General features: G+C 37.0%; 19 protein-coding genes. 11 read left to right on the top strand and 8 right to left on the bottom strand.

All coding sequences use genetic code 11. The features are described from left to right. Nucleotides 1-23 precede the first annotated feature (23 nt). Together mrdA and rodA are read left to right on the top strand one after the other, a co-directional pair. The gene (gene mrdA / locus C8N37_RS11160; protein WP_108158956.1) at nucleotides 24-2,000 is read left to right on the top strand and encodes a penicillin-binding protein 2; all 1,977 of its coding nucleotides are present in this window, start codon (nucleotides 24-26) and stop codon (nucleotides 1,998-2,000) included. Beyond that, nucleotides 1,993-3,258, top strand: coding sequence for a rod shape-determining protein RodA (rodA, locus tag C8N37_RS11155; protein ID WP_108158955.1), 1,266 nt, complete (start codon nucleotides 1,993-1,995; stop codon nucleotides 3,256-3,258). Before mrdA ends, rodA begins: the two co-directional genes overlap by 8 nt. Before the next feature lie 21 nt (nucleotides 3,259-3,279). Here rodA and C8N37_RS11150 read toward each other — a convergent pair whose 3' ends face one another. From C8N37_RS11150 to C8N37_RS11135, 4 genes are read right to left on the bottom strand one after another with little or no spacing between them, the layout of a single operon-like run. Beyond that, complete coding sequence (locus C8N37_RS11150; protein WP_108158954.1) at nucleotides 3,280-4,134, bottom strand: nucleoside phosphorylase; 855 nt, start codon at nucleotides 4,132-4,134, stop codon at nucleotides 3,280-3,282. Then, nucleotides 4,131-4,748, bottom strand: coding sequence for an IMPACT family protein (locus C8N37_RS11145; protein WP_108158953.1), 618 nt, complete (start codon nucleotides 4,746-4,748; stop codon nucleotides 4,131-4,133). Before C8N37_RS11145 ends, C8N37_RS11150 begins: the two co-directional genes overlap by 4 nt. Beyond that, a complete protein-coding gene (locus tag C8N37_RS11140) occupies nucleotides 4,745-5,608 on the bottom strand; it encodes an EamA family transporter (RefSeq protein WP_108158952.1) in 864 nt (287 codons plus the stop codon). Before C8N37_RS11140 ends, C8N37_RS11145 begins: the two co-directional genes overlap by 4 nt. Then, nucleotides 5,605-6,093 carry a thermonuclease family protein gene (locus C8N37_RS11135; protein WP_108158951.1) on the bottom strand — a complete coding sequence of 163 codons (489 nt, stop codon included), beginning with the start codon at nucleotides 6,091-6,093 and terminating at the stop codon, nucleotides 5,605-5,607. The genes C8N37_RS11140 and C8N37_RS11135 overlap by 4 nt, the downstream gene beginning before the upstream one ends. Before the next feature lie 549 nt (nucleotides 6,094-6,642). Here C8N37_RS11135 and C8N37_RS11130 point away from each other — a divergent pair. The 5 genes from C8N37_RS11130 (at nucleotide 6,643) to C8N37_RS11110 (ending at nucleotide 11,968) form a co-directional block, all read left to right on the top strand. Continuing rightward, the gene (locus C8N37_RS11130; protein ID WP_108158950.1) at nucleotides 6,643-7,467 is read left to right on the top strand and encodes a prephenate dehydratase; all 825 of its coding nucleotides are present in this window, start codon (nucleotides 6,643-6,645) and stop codon (nucleotides 7,465-7,467) included. Nucleotides 7,468-7,592: 125 nt separating this feature from the next. After that, complete coding sequence (locus tag C8N37_RS11125; RefSeq protein ID WP_108158949.1) at nucleotides 7,593-8,699, top strand: chorismate mutase; 1,107 nt, start codon at nucleotides 7,593-7,595, stop codon at nucleotides 8,697-8,699. Next, on the top strand, nucleotides 8,699-9,946 hold the full coding sequence (gene aroA, locus C8N37_RS11120; RefSeq protein WP_108158948.1) for a 3-phosphoshikimate 1-carboxyvinyltransferase: 1,248 nt from the start codon (nucleotides 8,699-8,701) through the stop codon (nucleotides 9,944-9,946). Before C8N37_RS11125 ends, aroA begins: the two co-directional genes overlap by 1 nt. A 68-nt stretch (nucleotides 9,947-10,014) precedes the next feature. Continuing rightward, a complete protein-coding gene (aroC, locus tag C8N37_RS11115; protein ID WP_108158947.1) occupies nucleotides 10,015-11,118 on the top strand; it encodes a chorismate synthase in 1,104 nt (367 codons plus the stop codon). Beyond that, nucleotides 11,108-11,968 carry an ROK family protein gene (locus C8N37_RS11110; protein ID WP_108158946.1) on the top strand — a complete coding sequence of 287 codons (861 nt, stop codon included), beginning with the start codon at nucleotides 11,108-11,110 and terminating at the stop codon, nucleotides 11,966-11,968. The genes aroC and C8N37_RS11110 overlap by 11 nt, the downstream gene beginning before the upstream one ends. Nucleotides 11,969-11,988: 20 nt before the next feature. On the opposite strand, the gene C8N37_RS11105 is transcribed toward C8N37_RS11110, so the two are convergent. Then, nucleotides 11,989-14,403: an alpha-ketoacid dehydrogenase subunit alpha/beta gene (locus C8N37_RS11105; protein WP_108158945.1), complete on the bottom strand. Its 2,415-nt coding sequence runs from the start codon at nucleotides 14,401-14,403 to the stop codon at nucleotides 11,989-11,991. A gap of 212 nt (nucleotides 14,404-14,615) precedes the next feature. Between C8N37_RS11105 and C8N37_RS11100 the strand changes: the two genes are divergently transcribed. The 4 genes from C8N37_RS11100 to C8N37_RS11085 all read left to right on the top strand — a co-directional run bounded on the left by C8N37_RS11100 (nucleotide 14,616) and on the right by C8N37_RS11085 (nucleotide 17,894). After that, the gene (locus tag C8N37_RS11100; RefSeq protein WP_146171061.1) at nucleotides 14,616-15,794 is read left to right on the top strand and encodes a DEAD/DEAH box helicase; all 1,179 of its coding nucleotides are present in this window, start codon (nucleotides 14,616-14,618) and stop codon (nucleotides 15,792-15,794) included. A gap of 86 nt (nucleotides 15,795-15,880) precedes the next feature. Next, nucleotides 15,881-16,627 carry a hypothetical protein gene (locus tag C8N37_RS11095; protein WP_108158943.1) on the top strand — a complete coding sequence of 249 codons (747 nt, stop codon included), beginning with the start codon at nucleotides 15,881-15,883 and terminating at the stop codon, nucleotides 16,625-16,627. A 2-nt stretch (nucleotides 16,628-16,629) separates the two neighbouring features. Then, nucleotides 16,630-17,430, top strand: coding sequence for a 3-keto-disaccharide hydrolase (locus C8N37_RS11090; RefSeq protein ID WP_108158942.1), 801 nt, complete (start codon nucleotides 16,630-16,632; stop codon nucleotides 17,428-17,430). Between the two features lie 11 nt (nucleotides 17,431-17,441). Further along, on the top strand, nucleotides 17,442-17,894 hold the full coding sequence (locus C8N37_RS11085) for an NUDIX domain-containing protein (RefSeq protein ID WP_108158941.1): 453 nt from the start codon (nucleotides 17,442-17,444) through the stop codon (nucleotides 17,892-17,894). A 1,665-nt stretch (nucleotides 17,895-19,559) separates the two neighbouring features. Here C8N37_RS11085 and rlmH read toward each other — a convergent pair. The 3 genes from rlmH to rny form a co-directional block, all read right to left on the bottom strand. Then, complete coding sequence (gene rlmH, locus C8N37_RS11075; RefSeq protein WP_108158939.1) at nucleotides 19,560-20,033, bottom strand: 23S rRNA (pseudouridine(1915)-N(3))-methyltransferase RlmH; 474 nt, start codon at nucleotides 20,031-20,033, stop codon at nucleotides 19,560-19,562. Nucleotides 20,034-21,290: 1,257 nt separating this feature from the next. Continuing rightward, nucleotides 21,291-21,815 (bottom strand): DUF962 domain-containing protein, encoded by a 525-nt coding sequence (locus tag C8N37_RS11070; protein WP_108158938.1) that lies wholly within the window; start codon nucleotides 21,813-21,815, stop codon nucleotides 21,291-21,293. Nucleotides 21,816-21,953: 138 nt separating this feature from the next. After that, nucleotides 21,954-23,507, bottom strand: a complete 1,554-nt coding sequence (rny, locus tag C8N37_RS11065; RefSeq protein ID WP_108158937.1) for a ribonuclease Y — start codon at nucleotides 23,505-23,507, stop codon at nucleotides 21,954-21,956. Nucleotides 23,508-23,546 lie beyond the last annotated feature (39 nt).

Genomic DNA, 23,546 nt, shown 5'->3' with positions numbered 1-23,546 from the left:
GCTAAAAAAAGGATAAAGAGTCTATGAACAGTTTTTTCGCACGTAAATTTGTCATTCAAGGCATTATTATTAGTATTGCTTTATTAATAATAGCTAGACTATTTTATCTACAGATCATTGACGATTCTTACATTCATTCGGCCAATAGCAATGTCATGCGTAAGGTTGTTGTCTACCCGGCGCGCGGAGTCATTTTAGACCGTACAGGGCAAGTCTTGGTGCAAAATGAACCCGTATATGACTTAATGGTTACACCAAGGGAGGCGAAAGATATTGATACAGCTTTACTTTGTCAACTCATCGAAATTGATAAAGAGGGTTTTATTAAACGCATGGATAAAGCCAGAGCCCACTCCCCTTATCGTGCTTCTATATTTGAAAAACAATTGTCTTCCCGTACGTATGCGCATTTGCAAGAATATCTCTATCGCTTCAGAGGATTTTATGTGCAAAATAGAACTGTCCGTAGCTATCCTGATAGTATTGCTGCACAGTTTTTGGGTTATGTCAATGAAGTAACAGAAAAAGATATTGAAAGATCAAACGGTTTCTACCGTCCTGGAGATTATATAGGAAGAAGTGGTGTCGAGCGTTCTTATGAAGACCTATTAAGGGGAAAAAGAGGCGTCAAAAATCTGATGGTCGATGCGCTCAATAGACCCAAAGGCGTATTTATGGAAGGACGCTATGATACTTTGGCAGTTTCTGGGGAAGGTCTAGTATCTTCTTTAGATAAGGAACTTCAGATCTTGGGTGAAAAACTGATGAAAAATAAATTGGGATCCATTGTTGCCATCGAACCTTCAACGGGTGAAGTACTTGCGTATGTCAGCAGTCCAAGTTATAACCCGAATGACATGGTAGGTCGTGAAACAGGCAATAATTACATGAAATTATTAAACGATGAAAGTAAACCTTTATTTAATCGTCCTATTCAGGCATCCTACCCTCCTGGGTCCGTATTTAAAGTCGTCGCAGCCCTAACTGCACAACAAGCTGGCGTGATTGATGAAAACACCACGTTCTTTTGTCCTCACGGTTATAGCTATGGCGGCGGAAGAGGTTTTATGCGTTGTACCCATTACCATGGAGCGACTTCTTTGATCAGATCCATACAAGTGTCTTGTAATACCTATTATGGGTATACCTACGCTAAAATGATAGATTCCAGAGGTCTATCAGGACCAAAGGCTTATGATCTTTGGTACGAAGCCATTTCTAAATTTGGTATCGGTCATCGCTTAGGCATTGATTTACCGGGAGAAAACGCAGGTTTGTTATATAAATCTGATCATTTCACTAAAAGCTACAGAAATGACAAATGGCGTTCGGCATTTAATATATCCCTATCCATCGGCCAAGGTGAAATGGGTGTCACGCCCCTACAAATGGCAAATATCATGGCTATTGTAGCGAATAGAGGATTTTATTACCGCCCGCATCTTATTAAAGCTATTGGGGATAAAAAGATCGTCAAAAAAGAATTTACAGAAAAAATATCCGCCGGTGTAGATGCTAAATATTATACGCCAGTAATCGAAGGATTGAGCAGAGCTGTCAACATGGGCGAAGGAACTGCTTTTGCCAATCGAATTGCAGGCCTTGAAATGTGTGGAAAAACGGGTACAGCACAAAACCCACATGGTAAAGATCACGCTGTATTTTTTGCATTTGCTCCACGTGATAATCCTAAAATTGCCATTGCGGTTTTTGTTGAAAATGCAGGTTATGGTGGTGTATGGGCAGGTCCTATCGCCAGTATGATGGTTGAAAAATATATCAAGGATACCATCACGATGCCCAAACATATACAAGACCGTATCTACAATGCTAATTTTATGCCTGCTCCAAAAGTAGATCCGAAAAAAACAGAGTTAAAAAAAGCAACGGATTCAACTAAATCCAAAAAAGATACTACAAAAAGTGTCAACCGCATTGCTGCAATAACAACAAGAGAGACAATTGTTCATCATAGTGCCGTAAATAGAAGTCATGAATAACCAAAAAAACAGTTTTTTCGGAAAAATAGACTGGTTAACCATTTCACTCTGGTTGGCTTTATGTTTGATCGGTTGGTTCAATATTCATGCAGCGGTATATGATCCAGAAAATCCAGGCTTGTTTAATATGGCGACCAACTATGGAAAGCAATCCATGTATATTGCTTCTGCATTGATCATTGGTATTACCATATTAATTATAGACGCTAAGTTTTTCAGTTCTGCATCTCCTGTTATTTATGCAGTTGTTGTTTTATTATTAATTGCCGTATTGGTCATCGGTCGAAATGTTGGTGGAAATCAAGCATGGATCCCTATCGGGAGTTTTAGGCTTCAGCCCTCCGAATTTGGAAAACTGGCGACCTGTCTTCTGCTAGCCAATTATTTGAGTTCTCAGAGTAATAAAAATCCAAATATGCATACGTTAGCCATTGGTGCTGGTATTGTATTATTTCCGGTATTTCTGGTTATGCTCCAGCCCGATACAGGTTCTGCCCTAGCCTTCTTTTCCCTTATCTTTGTATTCTATCGAGAAGGTTATGTCAATAACAGTTTACTTATTTTTGGAGGCCTGTGTATTGTCTTGTTTGTCATGGCGCTCTTGGTCAATGCCTGGATCTTAATTGGCATACTCGCTGTACTAGCAGGATTCTTTATGTGGACTTTTAGAAAGAAGCGTAAACATTTAATCAATATCGGAATTATTTTTGCTGCTTCTGCGGTATTTATATTGTCGGTGGATCTAGTTTACAATCATGTTTTACAGTCACATCAAAGAAATCGTATTGATATCATCCTTGGAAAAATGGATGATCCAAGAGGACAAGGGTATAATTTAAACCAATCCAAGATTGCGATCGGCTCCGGTCAGTTTTGGGGAAAAGGTTATCTTCAAGGTACACAAACTAAATATAACTTCGTTCCCGAGCAAAGTACAGATTTTATTTTCTGTACTGTAGGTGAAGAATGGGGATTTGTAGGTTCTATATTTCTGATTGGCATTTATCTGACGTTGTTACTCCGCATTATTCATATTGCAGAAAGGCAACGTTCTGCCTTTGCCCGAATTTATGCTTATGGAGTAGCTTCCATCCTCTTTTTCCACTTTTTTATCAATATCGGCATGACCATCGGGATCGTTCCGGTTATTGGTATCCCTTTACCGTTTATCAGCTATGGGGGATCTTCCTTATGGAGTTTCACCATTTTGCTGTTCATCATGCTGAAATTTGATTCCAATAGAAAAGGAGTGGTTTAAAACCACTCCTTTTCTATGAGATTAAAAGCGTTCCAAGACCAATTTTATGGCTCGATCGATCACTTTCTCTGGTTCAGAACTAAAATGCCCCGCTACTCGGCTCGCTAAAATGGCATTAATGGATAAGGCATGATGTCCAAACATACGCGACAAAGCATAGATTCCTGCGGTCTCCATTTCTAAGTTTGTAATCCGTAAATCTTCAGATTGGAATGTATTTGCCAATTGGATTAAATTGGGAAAGGTATTTTCCGAACGTACATTCCTACCCTGAGGCGCATAAAACCCGGGAGCAGTCATGGTTACTCCTTGAGGTAAGTCATATGCATATTGCGCTAATAAAGCAGCACTGGCTTCCGCAACATAAGGTTTTAGGTATAAGTTAGGAAAAGCATCCCATATTGCCTTTTCTAATTTTCTTTCTGCACTTGAATAGGGTTTGATATAATATTGCATAAGCGCATCGAAACCTACTCCAAATGAAGATGCCAAAATTGTTCCCATCTCAATATCGGACTGAACGGCACCAGAAGTCCCGATACGAATAATATTTAAACTGGTCAATTTTGATTTCAATCCTTTGGAAACAAAATCAATATTAACCAAGGCATCAAGCTCATTAAAGACAATATCAATATTATCGGTCCCTATTCCTGTCGAAATCACCGAAATCCGTTGTTGACCAATATATCCTGTATGCGTAATAAACTCTCGCTTCCCTTTTTGCAGTTCAATACGGTCAAAATATTGAGATACTTTTGCCACACGATCGGGATCCCCCACCGTAATAATCGTATCAGCAATATCTTCTGGCATCAAATTTAGGTGGTAAATACTACCATCTTTGTTCAATATTAATTCTGAATCATTTATCATATCGTCCTCAAGTAAGAAAGTGTACAATTTTCAATTTTATCAAAACGCGAAACGACCGAATTAACCTGCATTTTTCGCACTTCCACTTCCATATAACAGGTATTATCAAAAACTTGTTTACTGATATCGATATTTTCTTCCTTGACTACACGCATCACATCATTCATCGCTAAATAATCAAATTCAATCTTATAAATATCATTGACTGTTTTTTCCACAATTTCTGCCATGGACAAAACTTCCTGTGTTGCCGTTTTATAGGCATTAATCAAGCCTGGTACGCCTAAGAGCGTTCCTCCAAAATAACGGACTACTACCACTATAAGGTTCGTTACATCCTGTGATAGGAGCACATTTAAAATAGGTCTGCCTGCTGTGCCAGAAGGTTCCCCATCATCATTCAATCGAAATACCGTACGATCCGGACTCATCCGGTATGCCCAGCAATGGTGACGTGCTTTTGGATGTAGCGCTTTCAATTCCACAATGATTTCCTTGAGCTGCTCTTCATGGGTAAACGGATAAGCATAGGCAATAAATTTACTTCCCTTATCTCGAAATATTCCCTCTGCACTTTTTTCAATAGTACGATATGTATCTTCAAATAAACTCACAAATATGTTATAATTAAAACCGATATAATAGCAAGTGTCAAACCAATTTTATTGATGACACTTAGCCTTTCCTTAAATAATAAAACACCAACGACAGCTCCTACTGAAATCACGCCAATATTCATACCTGTAAAAACAATAGAAGGGTTTTCTGGAATTGCGCGATGTGCTTTCATATAAAATAAAATATTACCAAAGTTGAAAAAACCCAATACAATCCCTAAACCCAAGGATTTAACAGAAAATGCTTGCTTTTCAACTCCCAAAAAATAAATCATAAATAGAAAGGCCACCAACATGGCGATTAAAAACACAACAAACATGGCTGTAATATAAGGCACAGATTGATGTAGCGCAATTTGTTTAAAAAGAATATCGATGACACCCATGCCAACAAAAACAATTAAAGGATAGGCTATACTCCCCACTTTATTCTTTTTCTTTATAGTTCCCTTTTGCCAGCCAATGGAACATACGATAGCCGCTAAACCAACCAAAATACCGATTCCTTTATTCCACGAAATGACTTCAGAAAAAAGGATAAAAGATGCCACTAAGGGAATGAACAAAGACAAGCGCTGTGCGATCTCCGTTTTCACCAATCCTGTATACTGAATGGTCAGTGCTATAAAAATAAAAAGAGTAGGTAATAAAATGGCTAGAGGGATATACAAGTGCCAAGGCATCTGCTCCACTTGAATATCTCCGAGCTTGGGCTGCAACACGAAGTAAGTCAATATTGCTGCTACCGGATAGTTCCAAACAATAATTTGCTTTGTACTGATCTGCTGAAGTTTTGCATATTTGAGTAGTACGGCAACAGTAACACTACAGAGCACGCTTAAAAGGACAAAAATCATAAATTTTTATATTTCCAAAGACCCGTTTCATTTATTCTGGCCTTTTGTTCCAATTTTACGAAATATTCCGCATATTTCACATTAGGCGGTACAGTATACGTTACCGCATAACCTTTTCTCAGCAAATCAGCATTGACAAATCTTCGATTGACATACACATAGGCAAGCAATCTGCCGTATCGATCCTTTTTACCAACATCAAAAATCAATTGAACATTTTTTTGATCAATTAATTTTTTGAGATATGCTTTTGATTCTTGTCCATAATAACCAACCGGCTTTTTGCTTGTTTTACGTGTTTCGGGGGCATCTATACCAATCAAGCGAACTTTAACATCTTTACGGTGCTGATCGACAATGACAAAAGTATCGCCATCAATAACTCTTTTCACTTTAAAATAGAGGGGATCTTCTTTATATCCAGCTATTGCGCGGCTATTTGAAAAGATAAATAATAAGGAATGAACGATTATGAGCTTAAACATGTTTGTATAAATTGCGATATATAGGAGACAAAAATACGAATTATTACAGCAATTCATGACTTAAAATAGATACATTAACGTTAAAAATAGAGCTACTTTTATATTAAAAATGAATAAAAAATATACTAAAAATAACAATAAAAAAGCACTAAAATAATAGAATTAAATAGCAATAAATAACCCTTAAAAATATAAAAACTTATTTTAATAACATTTAAAGGAATTTTATTACAAAATAAAGATTTGAAAATAACATCAAAAAATAATCGAAAATAATAGAAAATAATAGAAATTTTTACTGATAAAAATGATTAAAAAAAATAGTTTAAAAATATTTATTTTTTCTCTTGCATTATTAAAAAACATACGTATATTTGGAACATCGAAACGAACAAATAATGAAAATGACGACTACATATTTTTTTAATTACTTTTATTTTAAACAATAAGAGCTGGAACGAATTTGTAATCATCACAAGATATTAAAAAGCAAAAGTTCCGGTCAACAATCGGAACTTTTGCTTTTTCTAAGAACATATAAAACAGACAATGGGTTTAAAAATTGCAATACAGGGAGTAAAAGCTTCCTTTCATGAGGAAGCATCACTGAAGTATTTTGGTGAAGACATCGAAACGATAGAATGCGATACTTTCAAAAAAACCTGCGAATTATTAAAGCAGAAAAAAGTTGATTATGTTGTCATGGCCATTGAAAATTCAATCGCAGGAAGCATATTGCCCAATTATAATCTTTTAAGAGATTATAAATTCAATATTGTTGGTGAAATTGCATTGAGTATTCACCAAAATTTATTGGCTCTTCCCGGAGTTAAACTTGCTGATATAAAATTTATCGAGTCACATCAAATGGCTATTCGTCAATGCGAAGAGTTCTTACAAGAATTACCTGATGTAAAGATTTCTGAAAGCTCGGATACTGCGGCTTCTGCAGCTAAAGTAGCCAATCAAAAATTGACCGATACAGCTGCTATTGCAGGTACTCTTGCAGCAAAAACATATGGTCTTAATATATTAGAAGCAAAGATTGAAACCAACAAAAAAAATAGTACTAGATTTTTAGTCTTATCAAATGATGTCGAAGAACAAGAGAATGCCAATAAAGCTTCTTTATCCTTTCAGACGGGCAATTCAGTAGGTTCACTAGCAACAATTCTGCAATGCTTTGCCGACCAAAATATTAATCTGAGCAAGATTCAGTCGATGCCTGTTATCGGAAAAAGAAATGAATATGATTTTTTCGTTGATGTAGAATGGAAAAAGCAGTCGGATTATGATGCCGCTATTCGTAAAGTATTAAAACATAGTATCAATTTTAATATTATGGGCGAATATGTCAAAAATGACCGCATTTAAGTTGTCATAAATAAAAAGTAAAACTCAAAATAGAAATGAAACCATCATGATCTAAAGCTCTCGAAAAGCAATGCATTATGATCATGATCGCGTCATAACCACTCAAAAATAAAAATTATATAATAATGAAAAACACATTAGATATCGTCCCTTTAAAATCTTGGTTAGATACAGGAGACAAGCCTTTAATTATCGCAGGACCTTGTAGTGCTGAAACAGAAGATCAATTGGTATCAACAGCACATTTATTAGCAAATACGGGTAAAGTCAACATCTTACGTGCTGGTATATGGAAACCACGTACTCGTCCAGGAGAATTTGAAGGTATTGGTTCTATTGGTTTAGAATGGTTGAAAAGAGCAAAAGCTGAAACAGGCTTATTGACTGCTACAGAAGTAGCAACGGCGAAGCACGTAGAAGAAGCTTTAGCTGCTGGTGTAGATGTACTTTGGATCGGAGCACGTTCTACAGCAAACCCTTTTACAGTTCAAGAAATCGCTGATGCATTAGTTGGAGTTGATATCCCTGTTTTTGTTAAAAATCCAGTAAACCCTGATTTATCCTTATGGATTGGTGCTTTAGAGCGTATAAACCGTGCTGGAATTAAAAAATTAGGCGCTATCCATAGAGGTTTCTCTTCTTACGAAAAATCTGCTTTCCGTAACGAACCGATGTGGGATCTTGCCATTCAATTAAAATCTTTATGTCCAGATTTACCGATTATCAATGATCCAAGTCATATCTGTGGTAACCGCGAATTGTTGCCATACATTTCTCAAAAAGCCATGGATATGGATTTACAAGGTTTGATTATTGAATCACATATCGATCCTTCAGTTGCATGGACTGATGCTAAACAACAGGTGACACCAGCTGCACTTGCTGATTTAATCGATCATTTAAACTTACGTAAAGCAGATTCAGACAATCCAGCTTTCGAAGATAAATTGGCCGAGTTACGTAGCAATATTGATAAATTAGATGATCTAATCATTCAGAAAATTGGTGAACGTATGAAAATCGCTGAGAAAATCGGTGAATACAAACGTGACAACAATGTAACGATTCTACAAGTAAATCGTTGGGATGAGATCATTCAAAAACGTACCCAACTTGCTGAAGCATTAACTTTGAGTAATGATTTTGCAGTAAAATTCTTAGAATTGGTTCACAATGAATCGATTCGTAAGCAAAATGCAATCATGAATACTCAACCTACTGCGGAGGCATAATGAGTCAACAGGTGATTACACTTACTCACCCATCTAAAAGTATTAATGGTACGGTTCAACTTACTGGTTCAAAATCAGAAAGTAACCGTGCCCTTATTATTCAAGCGTTGGGAAAAGGGAAAGTACAAATAGAAAATCTTTCGCAAGCTTTTGATACCGTCACTCTAAAAGAGGCTCTTCAACTCGCTGCCCAAGCCCAATCTGGAGTAACCCACATCGATATTGGACCTGCGGGAACTGCGATGCGTTTCTTGACAGCTTACCTAAATTTGATCAAAGGAAATTTCATTTTAACAGGTTCCGAACGCATGCAGCAAAGGCCTATTGGAATTTTAGTAGATGCGTTGAAAACTATTGGTGCTGATGTTCATTATGAAGCAAAATCAGGCTTCCCTCCTCTTAAAATAGAAGGTGGTATGATTCAGGGAAAAGATAAAATTTCAATTAAGGGCAATATCAGCAGTCAATACCTATCGGCATTACTCCTTATCGCCGCATCTTTGAAAAAAGGTTTGACGCTAGAAATTGAAGGGGAACTGACTTCAAGGCCTTATGTGACGATGACCTTAAATATGCTCAAAGAAGTTGGTATTCAAAACGAATGGCTCAACAATACGATTCATATCCCACATCAGGAAACAAAAGAGGCAACCATATATGTCGAACCTGATTGGAGTGCAGCATCTTATTGGTATGCGATAGTCGCACTTTCTAATTCCGGTTCTATTACCCTTCCTGGACTCAAAAAAAACAGTTTACAAGGTGATATCGCCATCGTAGAAATCATGAGCCACTTTGGGGTCGCATCAGCATTTGAACAAGATGGTTTACACCTCACCAAAATAAGTGAACCTTCGGGAAAGACATTTTTCGATATGAAAGAATGTCCAGATTTGGCTCAAACGGTAGTTGTTGTCGCGGCAGCATTACGCCGTGATATCTCTTTGACAGGTCTTGAAACCTTAAAAATCAAAGAGACAGATCGCATTTTAGCCTTAAAAACTGAAATTGCTAAATTTGGCGCAAAATTAATCGAAGATGGCACGACCTATCACATCAAAACGGATGCAGTCTTCGAACCCACAGCTGTTTCTTTTGCGACCTATGAAGATCATAGAATGGCAATGGCATTTGCCCCTCTAGCATTAATTTTCAAAAATATTAATATTGAGGAGCCACAAGTTGTAGAAAAATCTTATCCAGATTTTTGGAAACATTTAGCTGAGCATAAATTTATCATTACTTAGCAAAAAAAACCGCAATAATGCTCCTATTATTGCGGTTTTACCTATATTTATAGAAATTATATTAAATCATGGCAGGAAATTCATTTGGCGATTTATTTAGAATAAGCACGTTTGGGGAATCTCACGGAAAAGCGATTGGTGTTATTTTAGATGGTTGCCCTCCAAATATCGCTATTGATGAGGAGTTTATACAATCAGAACTGGATAAACGCAAGCCTGGTCAATCCAAAATAACAACTCAAAGAAAAGAAAGTGATACCGCTCAAATTCTTTCAGGTGTATTTGAAGGAAAGTCAACAGGAACACCCATTGCCATACTCATTCCTAATGAAGATCAACGATCGAAAGATTACTCGCATATAAAAGATATTTTTAGACCCTCACACGCAGATTACACTTACCATATGAAATATGGGCATCGTGACTATCGTGGTGGAGGACGTTCTTCAGCAAGAGAAACTGCTGCTCGGGTAGCGGCAGGTGCCATTGCGAAATCTTTCTTAAAGCAGCATGGAATTGAAATTTTTGCACACGTGTCTGGTGTTGGTAAAATTGAATCTCCAAATGTAGATACAAAAGACTTAACCGTACTGTTAGATTTGAGAGAGTCTAATATAGCGCGATGCGCCGATCCTGCAACAGCAAAGGAAATGATTGAATTTATCGATACTGTTCGAAAATCGGGTGATACGGTAGGTGGCCGCATCTCCACGATTATCAGAAATGTGCCCGTTGGATTGGGAGAACCGGTATTTGATAAATTACATGCTGACCTCGCCAAAGCGATGATGAGCATCAATGCCGTACACGGTTTTGAATATGGATCTGGTTTTGCTGGTTCAGAATTATTAGGATCACAACATAACGATCTTTTTATTTCTGATGAGCATGATATTAATCAGACTAAAACGCATACTAATTTCTCCGGAGGAATACAGGGTGGTATTTCAAATGGGATGGATATCACATTTAAAACAGCATTCAAGCCTGTTGCGACGATCATGAGAGACCAACAAACCATAGACTCTAATGGTAATGAAGCTACAGTACAAGGCAAAGGAAGACATGATCCTTGTGTCGTCTCACGTGCCGTTATTATTGTTGAAGCAATGGCTGCATTAGTTATTGCTGATCATTTATTAAAACAATCTAGTTACAAAAATGTCAGATAAAAGTGAATTCATTTTAGGAGTGGATATTGGTGGTACGCATATTAGTGCCGCTATAGTGAATAAATTAGATTGGAAAATTATTTCGGAAAACGTGGTCAGAAACCACGTTTTTTCGCAAGAAAATGCTAAATCGATTTTCCTTACGTGGGCAAACACAATCAACAGTTGTGTAGCAGCAGCTGGTTCAAAAGTCAAACATATTGGTATTGCCATGCCAGGACCTTTTGATTATGAAAATGGGGTTTCTATGATGACCGGACAAAGCAAATACGATGAGCTATATAAGGTGAATGTCAAGACACCTTTATCAACGTTAACCGGAATACCAGAACAGAACATTCACTTTATCAACGATGCCGCAGCATTTCTACAAGGGGAAGTTTTTGCTCAACATCTCCATACAAAAGAAAGAGTATTGGGTATCACGTTAGGAACAGGTCTTGGTTCAGCCGTTTGGAATAAGGGTGAAAAATCATTTGATGCCGATCTTTGGAACACCCCTTATCAAGGTTTAATCTTTGAAGAGTTCTTAGTCACGAGATGGTTTATAAGACGATTTAAAGAGCTTACCAATATCGAAGTAACCGGATTAAAACAAATCATCAATGAGCATCAAGAAGAACCTGCATTCAGTACCATCTGTGATGAATACAGTAATCACCTGATTGCTTTCCTTGATTTCTTCAGCAAGAAATATAACTGCAACGACTTTGTCATCGGAGGAAATATTGCCAAGGCATTACCCCTATTGTTAAATCAAAAGAAAAAAGAAATTGAAGTATTCCATATAAAAACAGCTATTCTAGGTGAAGAAGCTGCTATTATAGGGGCTGCTGCACAGTTTTCATAAATCTCAATATCCCACACTGATTAAAACAGTGCGGGATATTGATCTGGATTACCTTCATTCATCATTTCAAATACCACTTCTACGATATCATCGCTAGAAGGTTTAGTAAAATAATCTCCATCGGAACCATACGGAGGACGATGTGCTTGAGCACTTAACGTACGAGGCTGACTGTCTAATAAATAGTAGCCATTTTGCTCTTCCAAGATCTGTTGCATTATAAACGCCGACGCACCTCCAGGTACATCCTCATCTACTACCAATAATTTATTCGTCTTTTTTAAAGATTCTGCACTCAAATGCGCTCTATCGAAAGGCTGTAAAGTTTGTGCATCAATGATTTCAACACTGATCCCCAGTCTATCCAATTCCATAGCTGCTTCTTCCACCACGCGTAAAGTAGATCCATAAGATACGATGGTGATATCATGGCCTGTTCGAATACACTCGGCATAACCGATGGGTACCGTAAAATCACCGATATTATGAGGTAAACGTTCTTTTAATCGGTAGCCATTTAAACACTCGATCACCAATGCGGGTTCATCCGATCTAAATAAGGTATTGTACATCCCTGCTGCTTGAGTCATATTGCGTGGCACACAGATATGCAGACCTCTCAATGTTCCCAAGATCATGGACATCGGTGATCCCGAATGCCAGATACCTTCCAAACGATGACCACGTGTACGAATGATCACAGGTGCTTTTTGACCACCAAACGTACGGTAACTTAAGCTCGCGAGATCATCACTCGCTACCGTAATCCCGTATAGCAGGTAATCTAAATACTGAATCTCAGCAATAGGTTTAAGACCTCTAATAGCCAATCCTATTCCTTTCCCAATAATCGAATTCTCCCGAATTCCGGTATCAAATACCCGATGTTCACCAAATTTTTCTTGTAGACCAGCAAAACCTTGGTTCACATCGCCAATTTTACCCACATCCTCACCAAATGCGATTAATCGTTCATCACGAAGAAAATTTTCTTCAAAACAAATGTTTAGAATCTCCCGTCCATCGATGATCTTGGCGTCGTCCGAATAAACCGGTTCGACCACTTCAACGTGGTCCGGTCCCTGATGACCAGTGGTAAACAATTTTGAGTTATATCTTTTTTCATTGACTTGCTGCTGTTGTTTATACCAAGTCAATAAATCCGACTTACCATCAATAGCTTTACCTTTTAATTCACGGATCACCTTACGCACAGTACTGTACACTTCTTTTAAAGAAGGTTCGGTTAAAGACTGTAATTGCTTGAGCGGCAATTCTACGGCTTCATCATCGATTTGACTCAATAAAGCTATTGCTTGAGAAGCATCTACGGCCAACGCCTTATTATAATCTGACCATGCTCGACGCTGTTCTTTACGCACAAAGTCTTTCGCTTCTTCTTCGATGGTTTTTATTTGTTCTGCTGTTGCAATATCAGAATCGATCAACCATTTTTGCATTTTAACAATACAATCGTGTTCCAATTCCCAATCCAGACGTTCTTTTGATTTATAGCGTTCATGAGAACCCGAAGAAGAGTGCCCCTGTGGTTGCGTCAATTCGATCACATGGACAATACAAGGGGTATGATTTTCCCGAGCATATTTTGCTGCACGTTCATAGGTTTGGCAAAGTCCAGGATAATCCCAGCCCTTTACTTTAAATATTTCAAAACCATTGGATCCATTTTCTTTTTGAAATCCTTTTAATATTTCAGATATATCACCTTTGGTCGTTTGTACCTCATTAGGAACCGAAATTCCATACCCATCATCCCATATCGAAATAACGACGGGTATTTGCTTGACTCCTACCGCATTTACGACTTCAAAGAATACACCTTCAGAAGTGGAAGCATTTCCGATAGAACAAAACACCACTTCATTTCCTCCATTTGAAAAATACTTCAAATAAGATAAATTCGGATTTTCCCGATATAATTTAGAAGCCAACCCAAGCCCTAAGATACGCGCCATCTGACCACCGGTCGTAGAAATATCAGAGAAGGTGTTTTTTTGCTGTGTCTGATCCAGCCAATTACCATCTTCATCGATTACGCGAACTGAAAAATGACAATTCATTTGACGGCCAGCAGAAGAAGGATCCTTCTCGACATCTGGATGTGCATACAATTGAGAGAAAAACTGGTAGATAGTGGTCATCCCACTTGCAAAAGCGAGTGTCTGATCTCTATAATACCCCGAGCGCCAATCCCCTTTTTGAAAGACTTTAGAGACGGCTATCTGTGCCAGCTCTTTGCCATCTCCAAAAATTCCGAATTTTGCTTTCCCTGTTAAGACTTCCTTACGCCCCAATAGACTAACATATCTGCTCTCTACTGCAACCCTATAATCTTCAACAATGATCTTTCTAAAGTCATCAAAACTTAGTTTCGAACTTAAATCACTGCCTTGGTCTAATGTGGTTTCCAACATATTATATTTTCAGTTTCCAACAAATTTAATAAAAATAATATTCTAAAATAATCATTATTAACTTTAATAAAAAATTGAAGATATCTATTTATACCATATAAATATTTGTATTAACGAATTAGCGCCTACAATTCGCTTGTAGTTACTCCTCTAAAGATTTTTAATAATTTAATCTCGAAATCATATCTTTGATAAAAACAACGTATAAAAAATTGAAATTTCAAGATCTTCACATTCACTCTAGTCTATTATCCATTTTAGCGCAGTTGGATTTCTTCAATCTGACTCCCATTCAAGAGCTTGCCATCCCGCAAATATTAGATAAAAAAGATCTCATTTGTATTGCCCCAACCGGAACCGGAAAAACGGAAGCTTTTACGATACCGATCTTACATCGATACTATACGCAAGAGGCATCGCTGAAAGATCAAACCTTAATTTTAAATCCTACACGAGAACTAGCACTTCAGACACAAGCAAGAATAGCTGCTCTTACGCAAGGAAATCATATCGCAACAATTTCAATTTGTGGTGGTCAATCCTATGATCAGCAAATCGAAGCGCTATCACAGTATCCTACCCTGATTATAGCTACTCCAGGTCGTCTGCTCGATCTGTTTGCTCAGGGCATCTTTTCCTTTCATTCCATCAAAACTCTTGTTATTGATGAATTTGATCACATGCTCGAACTCGGGTTTATGAAAGAAGTCAATCAAATTCTTCAGGAGTTGCCCCATGAACGTCAAAACCTTTTTTTCTCAGCGACACTTCCAAATGATATTTTACGTATCGCAAATAAAACACTCAGAAATCCACTTAAAATTGAGATCAAAAAAGAAATAACAAATACAACTATTGAGGAACGAGTATTTTATGTAGATAAAACCAATAAAAAAAAGTTAATCAACTATTTAATTGAGTTAAATCCAGAGGAGCAAATATTGATTTTCAGTCGCACCACTCATGGCGTAGATCGAATCGTGCAGGATTTAAGAAAAGAAGGTATTCTAGTGGAGGGGCTATACGGAGACAAGTCACAAAAGAATAGAATGCAAGTATTAAGTACCTTCAAAGCCAATCAAATTCAGATCTTGGTGTCCACCGATCTGCTTGCAAGAGGAGTGGATATTGAAAATCTCCCGTTGGTGATTAACTACGAAGTTCCAGACCAGGATACGCTATACTTACATCGTATTGGACGAACTGGTCGAAATATGGTTTCAGGTAAAGCTTATACTTTTTGTGATGCAGAAGATAATCATAAATGGATTCAACTTCAATTATCATTAAATAGACAAATAAGAATAGACGATCAACATCCTTACGTATTAAGCTGGGAACAAATGATTTCAACCAGTGAATTGAAAAAGGGAAATAGACGAAAAAAATAGGAAATTCAAATTGTTAAGCATTCCTTATACCCCATTCCTAATAAATTGTCTATTTTTACTCACCATTACAAGGATTCAAATTTAATATGAGCACGATACATTTATTTAACGACAGTGAAGATTCCAACGAAAATCTATTGGGAAACCTGTCAAAGACGATTAACATTAACTCTTTACTAGAAGTTCCTTTTCAAGAGCGTGATGAAAAATGGGTAGCGGAGTTCTTAGAGAACATTGATGAAGCAACCTTTCAATTGGCAGAATCAGAATTGATTATTGGGCCCGATGGCTATCCTTACTTTCAATTGGAAAATGCACCTAAAGATCAAAATTTTCAAGCATTTGTCATCAAACATAAACTAAAAAGCTTCCTGTTGAAAAAAGGAATGGGACTAGCCATCAATACCCATCAAGAGCAACCCGATTGGATCTTCACTTACGGCGATCTTGTCAATTACTCCTTAAATCAAGAATTTTATACAGATGAGTCTATTTTCTCTCAAAAAACCGAAGAACCTCATATTGATAAAGATGAAAAAATCTTAGTCGGTCAACCATCGGATACGATTCTTCCCCAGGACTTACGTCATAACCTCAGGGAATACTTAGTCAATATGGGGGTAAAAGAGCCTAAGGTAATGCTGATTGCTAGAAATTATGAAGATGAAAATTTGGTGAGCCAAGATTTAGTATTCAATATTACGCCTGATATGTTTCAAACCGAACAAGATTTTAAACAGATTATGTCGTCTATATCTTGGTTTTTACCGAGACATTACTCCTATATGGGGATCGATGAGCATACTGTAGAAAATGGTTTTATGCCTTTATAACAATGAAATTAAAACATATATTACCCATTGGACTCTGCATGTTCGCCGCTGCCTGTACGACACAATCGGGTCCTGCTAAGCAGCATAACAACGAATGGATCAGTTTATTTAATGGCAAAAATCTGGATAACTGGACAGTCAAAATCCATCATCATGAGGTCGGTGAAAACTTTGCCCAAACTTTTCGTGTAAAAGACAAGGTCATCCAAGTCAATTATGATGGTTATGGCGACTTCAATGAACAGTATGGTCATCTTTATTACAATACACCCTACTCCCATTATCATGTCAAGTTGGAATATAGATTTTACGGCGATTTGCAAAAAGGAGCACCCTCTTATACCTTGCGCAACAGTGGTCTGATGTTTCACTCACAAGATCCAAAGACTATGCCCAAAGAGCAGGATTGGCCAATATCGGTCGAAATGCAATTTCTAGGAGGGCTAAGTGACGGCCAACCAAGGCCAACAGGCAATATGTGTTCCCCAGGAACAGATATTGTGTATAAAGGCAAAAAATTGGAGTCACATTGCCTCGATTCTTCATCTAAAACATATGATGGAGATCAATGGGTAAAGGCTGAATTAATTGTCCTTGGTGATTCGTTGATTACCCACATCATCAATGGCGATACCGTACTTCAATATAGCGAACCGACCATAGGAGGTGGAGTGGCAAACCGATACGACCCCAGAATAAAAATTGACGGTAAAAAGTTAAAGCAAGGCTTTATTGCATTACAAAGTGAAGGTCAACCTGTCGAGTTTAGAAATATTTACCTGAAAGATTTATCAAAAAAATAAAACAATAGCGCATGTTTCCTTTTAATGTAAGAGTATACGGAATTTTGATCAATGATAATAATGAAGTCCTCATCAGCGATGAGAAAACTGAAAATGTATCTTTTACCAAATTTCCCGGCGGAGGTTTAGAATATGGAGAAGGATTACTTGATGCTTTAAAAAGAGAGTATCAAGAAGAGTGTAACTTTGACATTGAAGTCATATCACATATTTATACGACCGATTTTTACGAAAAATCAAGTTTCAATGAAAGTCAAATTATATCCATTTACTATTTAATTAAGAATACCAGCCCTATCGCGATCCGAACGACAAGCCAAGAATTTGATTTTGAAGGACAGGAATATGAAGACGGTAAAGCACAATCGTTCCGTTGGGTAAAAATCGATGATTTACAAGAAATGAGCCTAACTTTTAAAACCGATCAGGTCGCCTGGAATGTTTTTTATAGAGATAAAAAATAAATTTGCATTTTTAAAAAAATTCATTAAATTTACGTTGACCAACAAGAGAAACATCTTTTGTAAAAGAAACCGAATACGTTTATTTTTTTTTAAAGATTACTCATCATGTGAAAGCATGACGTTTTGGTATAATCAAATTTGCAAATTCCTAGTTCTATAGGTTTTTTAATAGTTAGTGTGATTTTATGGCGATACTCCCAGTATCGCCTATTTTTTTATAAATAGAATTAAATTAAGGGCTTAGAGATAAGCTCAGTTAAAAAGACTAAAAAATGCTATTTTATAAAATCCTAATATGGCCCATATTCTCCTTATCCGAAAATATATTGAAATACTTGGAAATGGCACTTTGCGTATGATAAAACATGACAAGTTAAATAGTTTCTGTTTGACCATTCAGCCAATTTAGTTGCACAAACAATACCACTTTTCAAATCGAATCCACCGCTTAAATTTTCTAGCCCCAATCGGTCAATTTCGCCTTATTCCGGAACTGCAGAAAGGATATCTTAAATTTCATACCTGACCACAGTCCATTGATTTAGACATCATCAATACCGCTCATCTTTTTATTTCACAAGTATTTTAAGCGATTTACGAGATGATCATTACAAAAACACCCTAGTGTGTAATAAATAAAATTTAAGAGCTTAAAACCTCTTATTTCAAATGAAGCACCTTTGAGGTAAAGATCAAGCATAGATGAAGCATAGATAAAGCGTTGATAGTGCATAGATAGTGTATCAATGGGTACCGTTTTACGCACTATCTATGCTTTATCACTACTTAGCATATGCACTACGCATGCTTGATCTATACCTGAACAACGATACTCCTATGCTTGCCTTGTATCCCCTCTTGACCTTCAGCCAAGCTACTAACCTGAGTAGCTATTTGGTACCTTCTTAGTAGCTTTCCCGTACACTCTTGGTACCGTATTGGTACACTCCCCGTGAATAACCCGTACACTAACGGTACACTCTTGGCCCATTTGAAAGCTCTATTTTGGTTCAAAATCAACAGCAAAAATGCAAAGGCTATTTGCATCTCATTCGTACCTTGTTCGTACCTTGTTTTAAACTTTCTTATCCCTGCACCGCAGTTGCACAGTCCCTGCACCGTCCTTTTCCTGGGTCAGGGACGGGAAATAGGCGGTGCAGAAGCGGTGTATAGACGGCTTTCGGTAAAACAGTGGCCGAATCTGGTCAGGAGCAAATAAGGATCTGCTCCAACTTGAGCCAGCTTTCGGCAGTCATTGCGTTTTCATGATCCCCGCTCCTAGCGCAACTAAAATGACAGCCACAAAAAACTAGAAAATGGGCTATAGAATTTAGGAAGAAAAATAAGGATAGTTGTTGATGCAATTTGTGATCATGATCGAATCTATTTGAGTATATGGTACGCTTATTTAATCGTCACCAATAATGGGATAACCATCAAATAAAAAAAGTTCTAAATATACATCTAGAACTTTTTTATAAAAACGGTATTCACCTATATGCTATGTGAAATAAGCCAATAGCAATACGAGGATGATGCCGACAACAATAATAATTTTTGTGATACGGGAATTACTATCATCGCTTTTAAAGTTATAATCTCTTTTACTTGGTAACATATTAACTCCTTTCTTTAGTAGATGCTCTAATTAAATAAATTCCATAATTATTCATGATGATATGGCTCACCTTTTAATATTGAAAATGCGCGATACGTCTGCTCAACAAAAAACAAACGGATCATCTGATGTGAAAATGTCATTTTTGACAATGATATTTTCTGATTTGCACGCTGATAGATCTGATCATCGAAACCATAAGGTCCACCTATGATAAAAATAAGATGCTGCGTACTCTGAACCATGTGCTTTTCCAGATAGGATGCAAATTCCAAAGAACGATAGTCCTTTCCAAACTCATCCAGCAAGACCACCGTATCATGTGAAGTGATATACTTCTGCAAAAGCTGTGCTTCTTTCTCTTTCTGCTGCTCTTGAGTCAAATTTTTGCTATTCTTGATATCAGGAATAACAACTAAATTAAAGGTAATATAAAACTTTAATCGTTTCAAATATTTTTCAATACCTTCAATCAAATATTTTTCATCTGTTTTCCCAATGCACAGCAAAGTTATTTTCATAAATCATCCTCTTTCTACAAAAATGACTTATTTTTTGATTATTCTATCATAAAACTTCCACTTTATTAAACAAACTAACTTCATGCTTTGTTTAAATATTTTAGATTTACGGGATTATTAACCACAAGTAGCAGAAAAGTTTTTGTTCAGCTATTGCCCTATAAAATAGCATAGGCACTGATCTTCATCAAACTTTAGATAACAAGATCACAATCGTTTAAGACATTTAAAAGTTAGCGCAACAATCAAAAATCAGTAATTTTGTAAACTCCGATATTATCAGATATCTGAATAGAGAAACACGCTTAAAACATCATAAAGACCGTTTTCATAGTTATTATACCTCTTTCTGGGACTACTTCTTAGTTTTGAGAAGTCACAACTTGAAAAGATTAGATCACTTCTTTCCAAAATGTGATCCCTTCTTTTCAAGAAGGGATCACTTATTTCAGACAACCTTACTATTATTCAATAAAATCCTACTTCTTTCTTAGGATTCATGATCGCATGATCCTAAAGGGATCACTTGTTGTCAAGTTTGAAACACTTCTTACTAAGAAGCATCTCCATCTAGTAAAGATGTGATCACAAATTTATAACATATGACCACTTATCCAGAAGATGTACCTATTTGTTCTCAACAAGTGATCGCTTCTCTATCAGATTTACATCCATGTTGTCTCACAAGTGATCACTTCTTGGTAAGATGCACCTTCTTCTTCCAAACAAGTGATCACTTTGGGTTAAAGTGATCACTTGTTTGGAAGAAGCGATCACTTGTTTGGAAGATGTGATCACTTGTTTGGAAGATGTGATCGCTTCTTTGCAAGAAGTGATCCTACTCTAGCTGAGTTTGTTCTCACTATGCCGATCTAATGTTCAACAAATTAGCACGCTAACTAATAGAGCGGATCGTTGAGCAAAGTAGATTCGTGACCTGTCAGAGCTAATAAGTGACGGTTAACGTTTAAGTCAAGTGCACACCATACAAACTGATTTAGAGGAACAAAAAATGGAGCTAGTGATTATATTCCAACTTCAATAAGTCCCCTAACAAATTGATTCCAGTAAGCAACTCTACAATTTGGGCGTGTTGATTATACAAGATACGCAAATACAGGTATTGAGTCAGCTCGTTGGCTAAAAGTTAGGCATATAGTTGAATAATTTTAGGGTAAAAGGAATACCTAACATGCTAATTGCATAAAAAAGCCTTGTTGTTTCGAAACAAAGGCTTTTAAGATATCGCAAAAAGCTTTAATATTTAAGTTTGATCTTCTGAAAAGCAAAGTGCCATAACCAAATAGGCCCTACAGTCAGAAACAACCAAAACTGTTTCAACGAAATCGTATTTTTTTCCTTGGACTTCCCTACCCATAGTACGATTAGCGAAATTAAAGTGATTAAACTAGAAATCAACAATACACCTGGACCACCATCACGCTCTATATATTCGAGTTGTACAATGAAATAGCTCATGATACCAATGCAGAGTAATACGGCATAAGATAAGGTGGGAGAAAGCTTTAAATAATAATAAATGAGAACTGCAATAAAGAAAGATCCCCAATTCAAAAAGGTGTGCCAGCCCAGTTTGACTAAAAAATCAAATTGTGGAAATGGAATCATCCAGATGATCCCCATTAAACCGAAAAAAAATAACGGTAAAAATATAATTTGCATAATCCTATTGGTAGGATCTTGAAAATTAGCATTTAAATGCTCAAAATATTGATCAACGGGTCTTTTGACTTCTGGTACGGGAGCTTGTTTTTTCTTCATCTAATCGAGATTACAGTTTTTGTCAAATAATACAGCAAAAATACTAAAAATAAAAATTGAATATAGACCTAAAAGGCTATTAAAAGCAAAAGCCTCAACGTTGTTGAGGCTTTTATACTTGATATGTTAAAATCAGGATTATTTCGCATAGGCGACAGAACGGATTTCACGAATCACGGTCACTTTTATCTGACCTGGATACGTCATCTCGGTCTGGATTCTGTTTGAAATATCAGCTGCTAGAATTTCTGCTTGCGCATCTGATATCTTCTCACTTTCAACAATAACACGTAATTCACGACCAGCCTGTATCGCAAAAGTTTTTTCAACTCCTGGATAAGATAACGCTAGGTCTTCCAATTCTTTTAAACGCTTGATATAACTTTCCACCACTTCACGGCGTGCTCCTGGACGAGCTCCAGAGATCGCATCACAAGCCTGTACAATTGGAGAAATCATCGCTGTCATTTCCACTTCATCATGGTGAGCACCGATTGCATTACACACATCAGGATGCTCCTTATATTTTTCGGCTAACTGCATCCCTAAAATTGCGTGTGGCAATTCCGGGTTATCATCTGGCACTTTACCAATATCGTGCAATAGACCTGCACGTTTTGCATGCTTCACATTCAAGCCTAATTCTGCTGCCATTGTTGCAGCAAAATTTGCAACTTCACGCGAGTGTTGTAACAAGTTCTGTCCATAAGAAGAACGGTAACGCATACGGCCTACCATACGGATCAATTCCGGGTGTAAACCATGAATACCTAAGTCAATAGCGGTGCGCTCACCGATTTCGACAATTTCATCTTCAATCTGTGTACGTGTTTTTGCGACTACTTCTTCGATACGTGCAGGGTGGATACGTCCATCAGTCACCAAACGATGTAAAGCTAAACGTGCGATTTCGCGACGCACAGGATCAAAACCAGATAAAATAATGGCTTCAGGTGTATCGTCTACAATGATCTCAACACCAGTTGCTGCTTCTAAAGCGCGGATATTACGTCCTTCACGTCCGATAATACGTCCTTTAATTTCATCATTTTCAATGTTAAAAATAGAAACGGTGTTTTCAATTGCAGATTCAGTTGCTGTACGCTGTATGGTCTGAATAACCACCTTCTTCGCTTCTTTCGTTGCCGTCAGTTTAGCTTCGTCAACGATATCTTTAATTTGACTAATAGCTTGTGAACGAGCTTCCTCACGTAAGGAGTCTACTAATTGATTTTTAGCTTCTTCAGCGGTAACTCCAGCAATACCTTCCAATTGCTTGATATGTTGTAATTTGATCTGCTCTACTTCCTCTGACTTACTTTCATTGACTTCAACAAGCTTATCAAGTTGCTTACGTGTAGCGTCTAGTTCTTGTTTTTCACGATTTAAGTTTTCAAGTTTTTGATTAACAGATTGTTCTTTCTGACGTAAGGTATTTTCCTTTTGACTAATGGTATTATTGCGTTGGCTGACCTCTTTTTCATGTTCTGATTTCAACTGTAGAAACTTTTCTTTTGCTTCTAAAAGTTTTTTCTTTTTCAGATGTTCTGCTTCTTGATCGGCTTCTTTTATAATGCTTTTCACCTTTTCTTGAGCTTCTTGTGTTTGTTTAGTAAACAAAAGAGCTAAAAGATAACGGCCTATTGCAATACCAACAATCAGAGAAAGTATGATATAAATTGCGATGTCCATGTATTTATTAATTGTTTATATGTAGTTTATTTATTTATA

Origin of the sequence: Sphingobacterium faecium, assembly GCF_003054045.1 — a bacterium.
Classification (GTDB): domain Bacteria; phylum Bacteroidota; class Bacteroidia; order Sphingobacteriales; family Sphingobacteriaceae; genus Sphingobacterium; species Sphingobacterium faecium.
The sequence above is the reverse complement of the archived record's forward strand: the minus strand, read 5'-3'. Positions and strand labels throughout refer to the sequence as shown.

Coding starts and splice junctions, on each gene's coding strand:
- mrdA (WP_108158956.1), top strand. CDS start 24: ATGAACAGTTTTTTCGCACGTAAATTTGTCATTCAAGGCATTATTATT.
- rodA (WP_108158955.1), top strand. CDS start 1,993: ATGAATAACCAAAAAAACAGTTTTTTCGGAAAAATAGACTGGTTAACC.
- C8N37_RS11150 (WP_108158954.1), bottom strand. CDS start 4,134: ATGATAAATGATTCAGAATTAATATTGAACAAAGATGGTAGTATTTAC.
- C8N37_RS11140 (WP_108158952.1), bottom strand. CDS start 5,608: ATGATTTTTGTCCTTTTAAGCGTGCTCTGTAGTGTTACTGTTGCCGTA.
- C8N37_RS11135 (WP_108158951.1), bottom strand. CDS start 6,093: ATGTTTAAGCTCATAATCGTTCATTCCTTATTATTTATCTTTTCAAAT.
- C8N37_RS11130 (WP_108158950.1), top strand. CDS start 6,643: ATGGGTTTAAAAATTGCAATACAGGGAGTAAAAGCTTCCTTTCATGAG.
- C8N37_RS11125 (WP_108158949.1), top strand. CDS start 7,593: ATGAAAAACACATTAGATATCGTCCCTTTAAAATCTTGGTTAGATACA.
- aroA (WP_108158948.1), top strand. CDS start 8,699: ATGAGTCAACAGGTGATTACACTTACTCACCCATCTAAAAGTATTAAT.
- aroC (WP_108158947.1), top strand. CDS start 10,015: ATGGCAGGAAATTCATTTGGCGATTTATTTAGAATAAGCACGTTTGGG.
- C8N37_RS11110 (WP_108158946.1), top strand. CDS start 11,108: ATGTCAGATAAAAGTGAATTCATTTTAGGAGTGGATATTGGTGGTACG.
- C8N37_RS11105 (WP_108158945.1), bottom strand. CDS start 14,403: ATGTTGGAAACCACATTAGACCAAGGCAGTGATTTAAGTTCGAAACTA.
- C8N37_RS11095 (WP_108158943.1), top strand. CDS start 15,881: ATGAGCACGATACATTTATTTAACGACAGTGAAGATTCCAACGAAAAT.
- C8N37_RS11090 (WP_108158942.1), top strand. CDS start 16,630: ATGAAATTAAAACATATATTACCCATTGGACTCTGCATGTTCGCCGCT.
- C8N37_RS11085 (WP_108158941.1), top strand. CDS start 17,442: ATGTTTCCTTTTAATGTAAGAGTATACGGAATTTTGATCAATGATAAT.
- rlmH (WP_108158939.1), bottom strand. CDS start 20,033: ATGAAAATAACTTTGCTGTGCATTGGGAAAACAGATGAAAAATATTTG.
- C8N37_RS11070 (WP_108158938.1), bottom strand. CDS start 21,815: ATGAAGAAAAAACAAGCTCCCGTACCAGAAGTCAAAAGACCCGTTGAT.
- rny (WP_108158937.1), bottom strand. CDS start 23,507: ATGGACATCGCAATTTATATCATACTTTCTCTGATTGTTGGTATTGCA.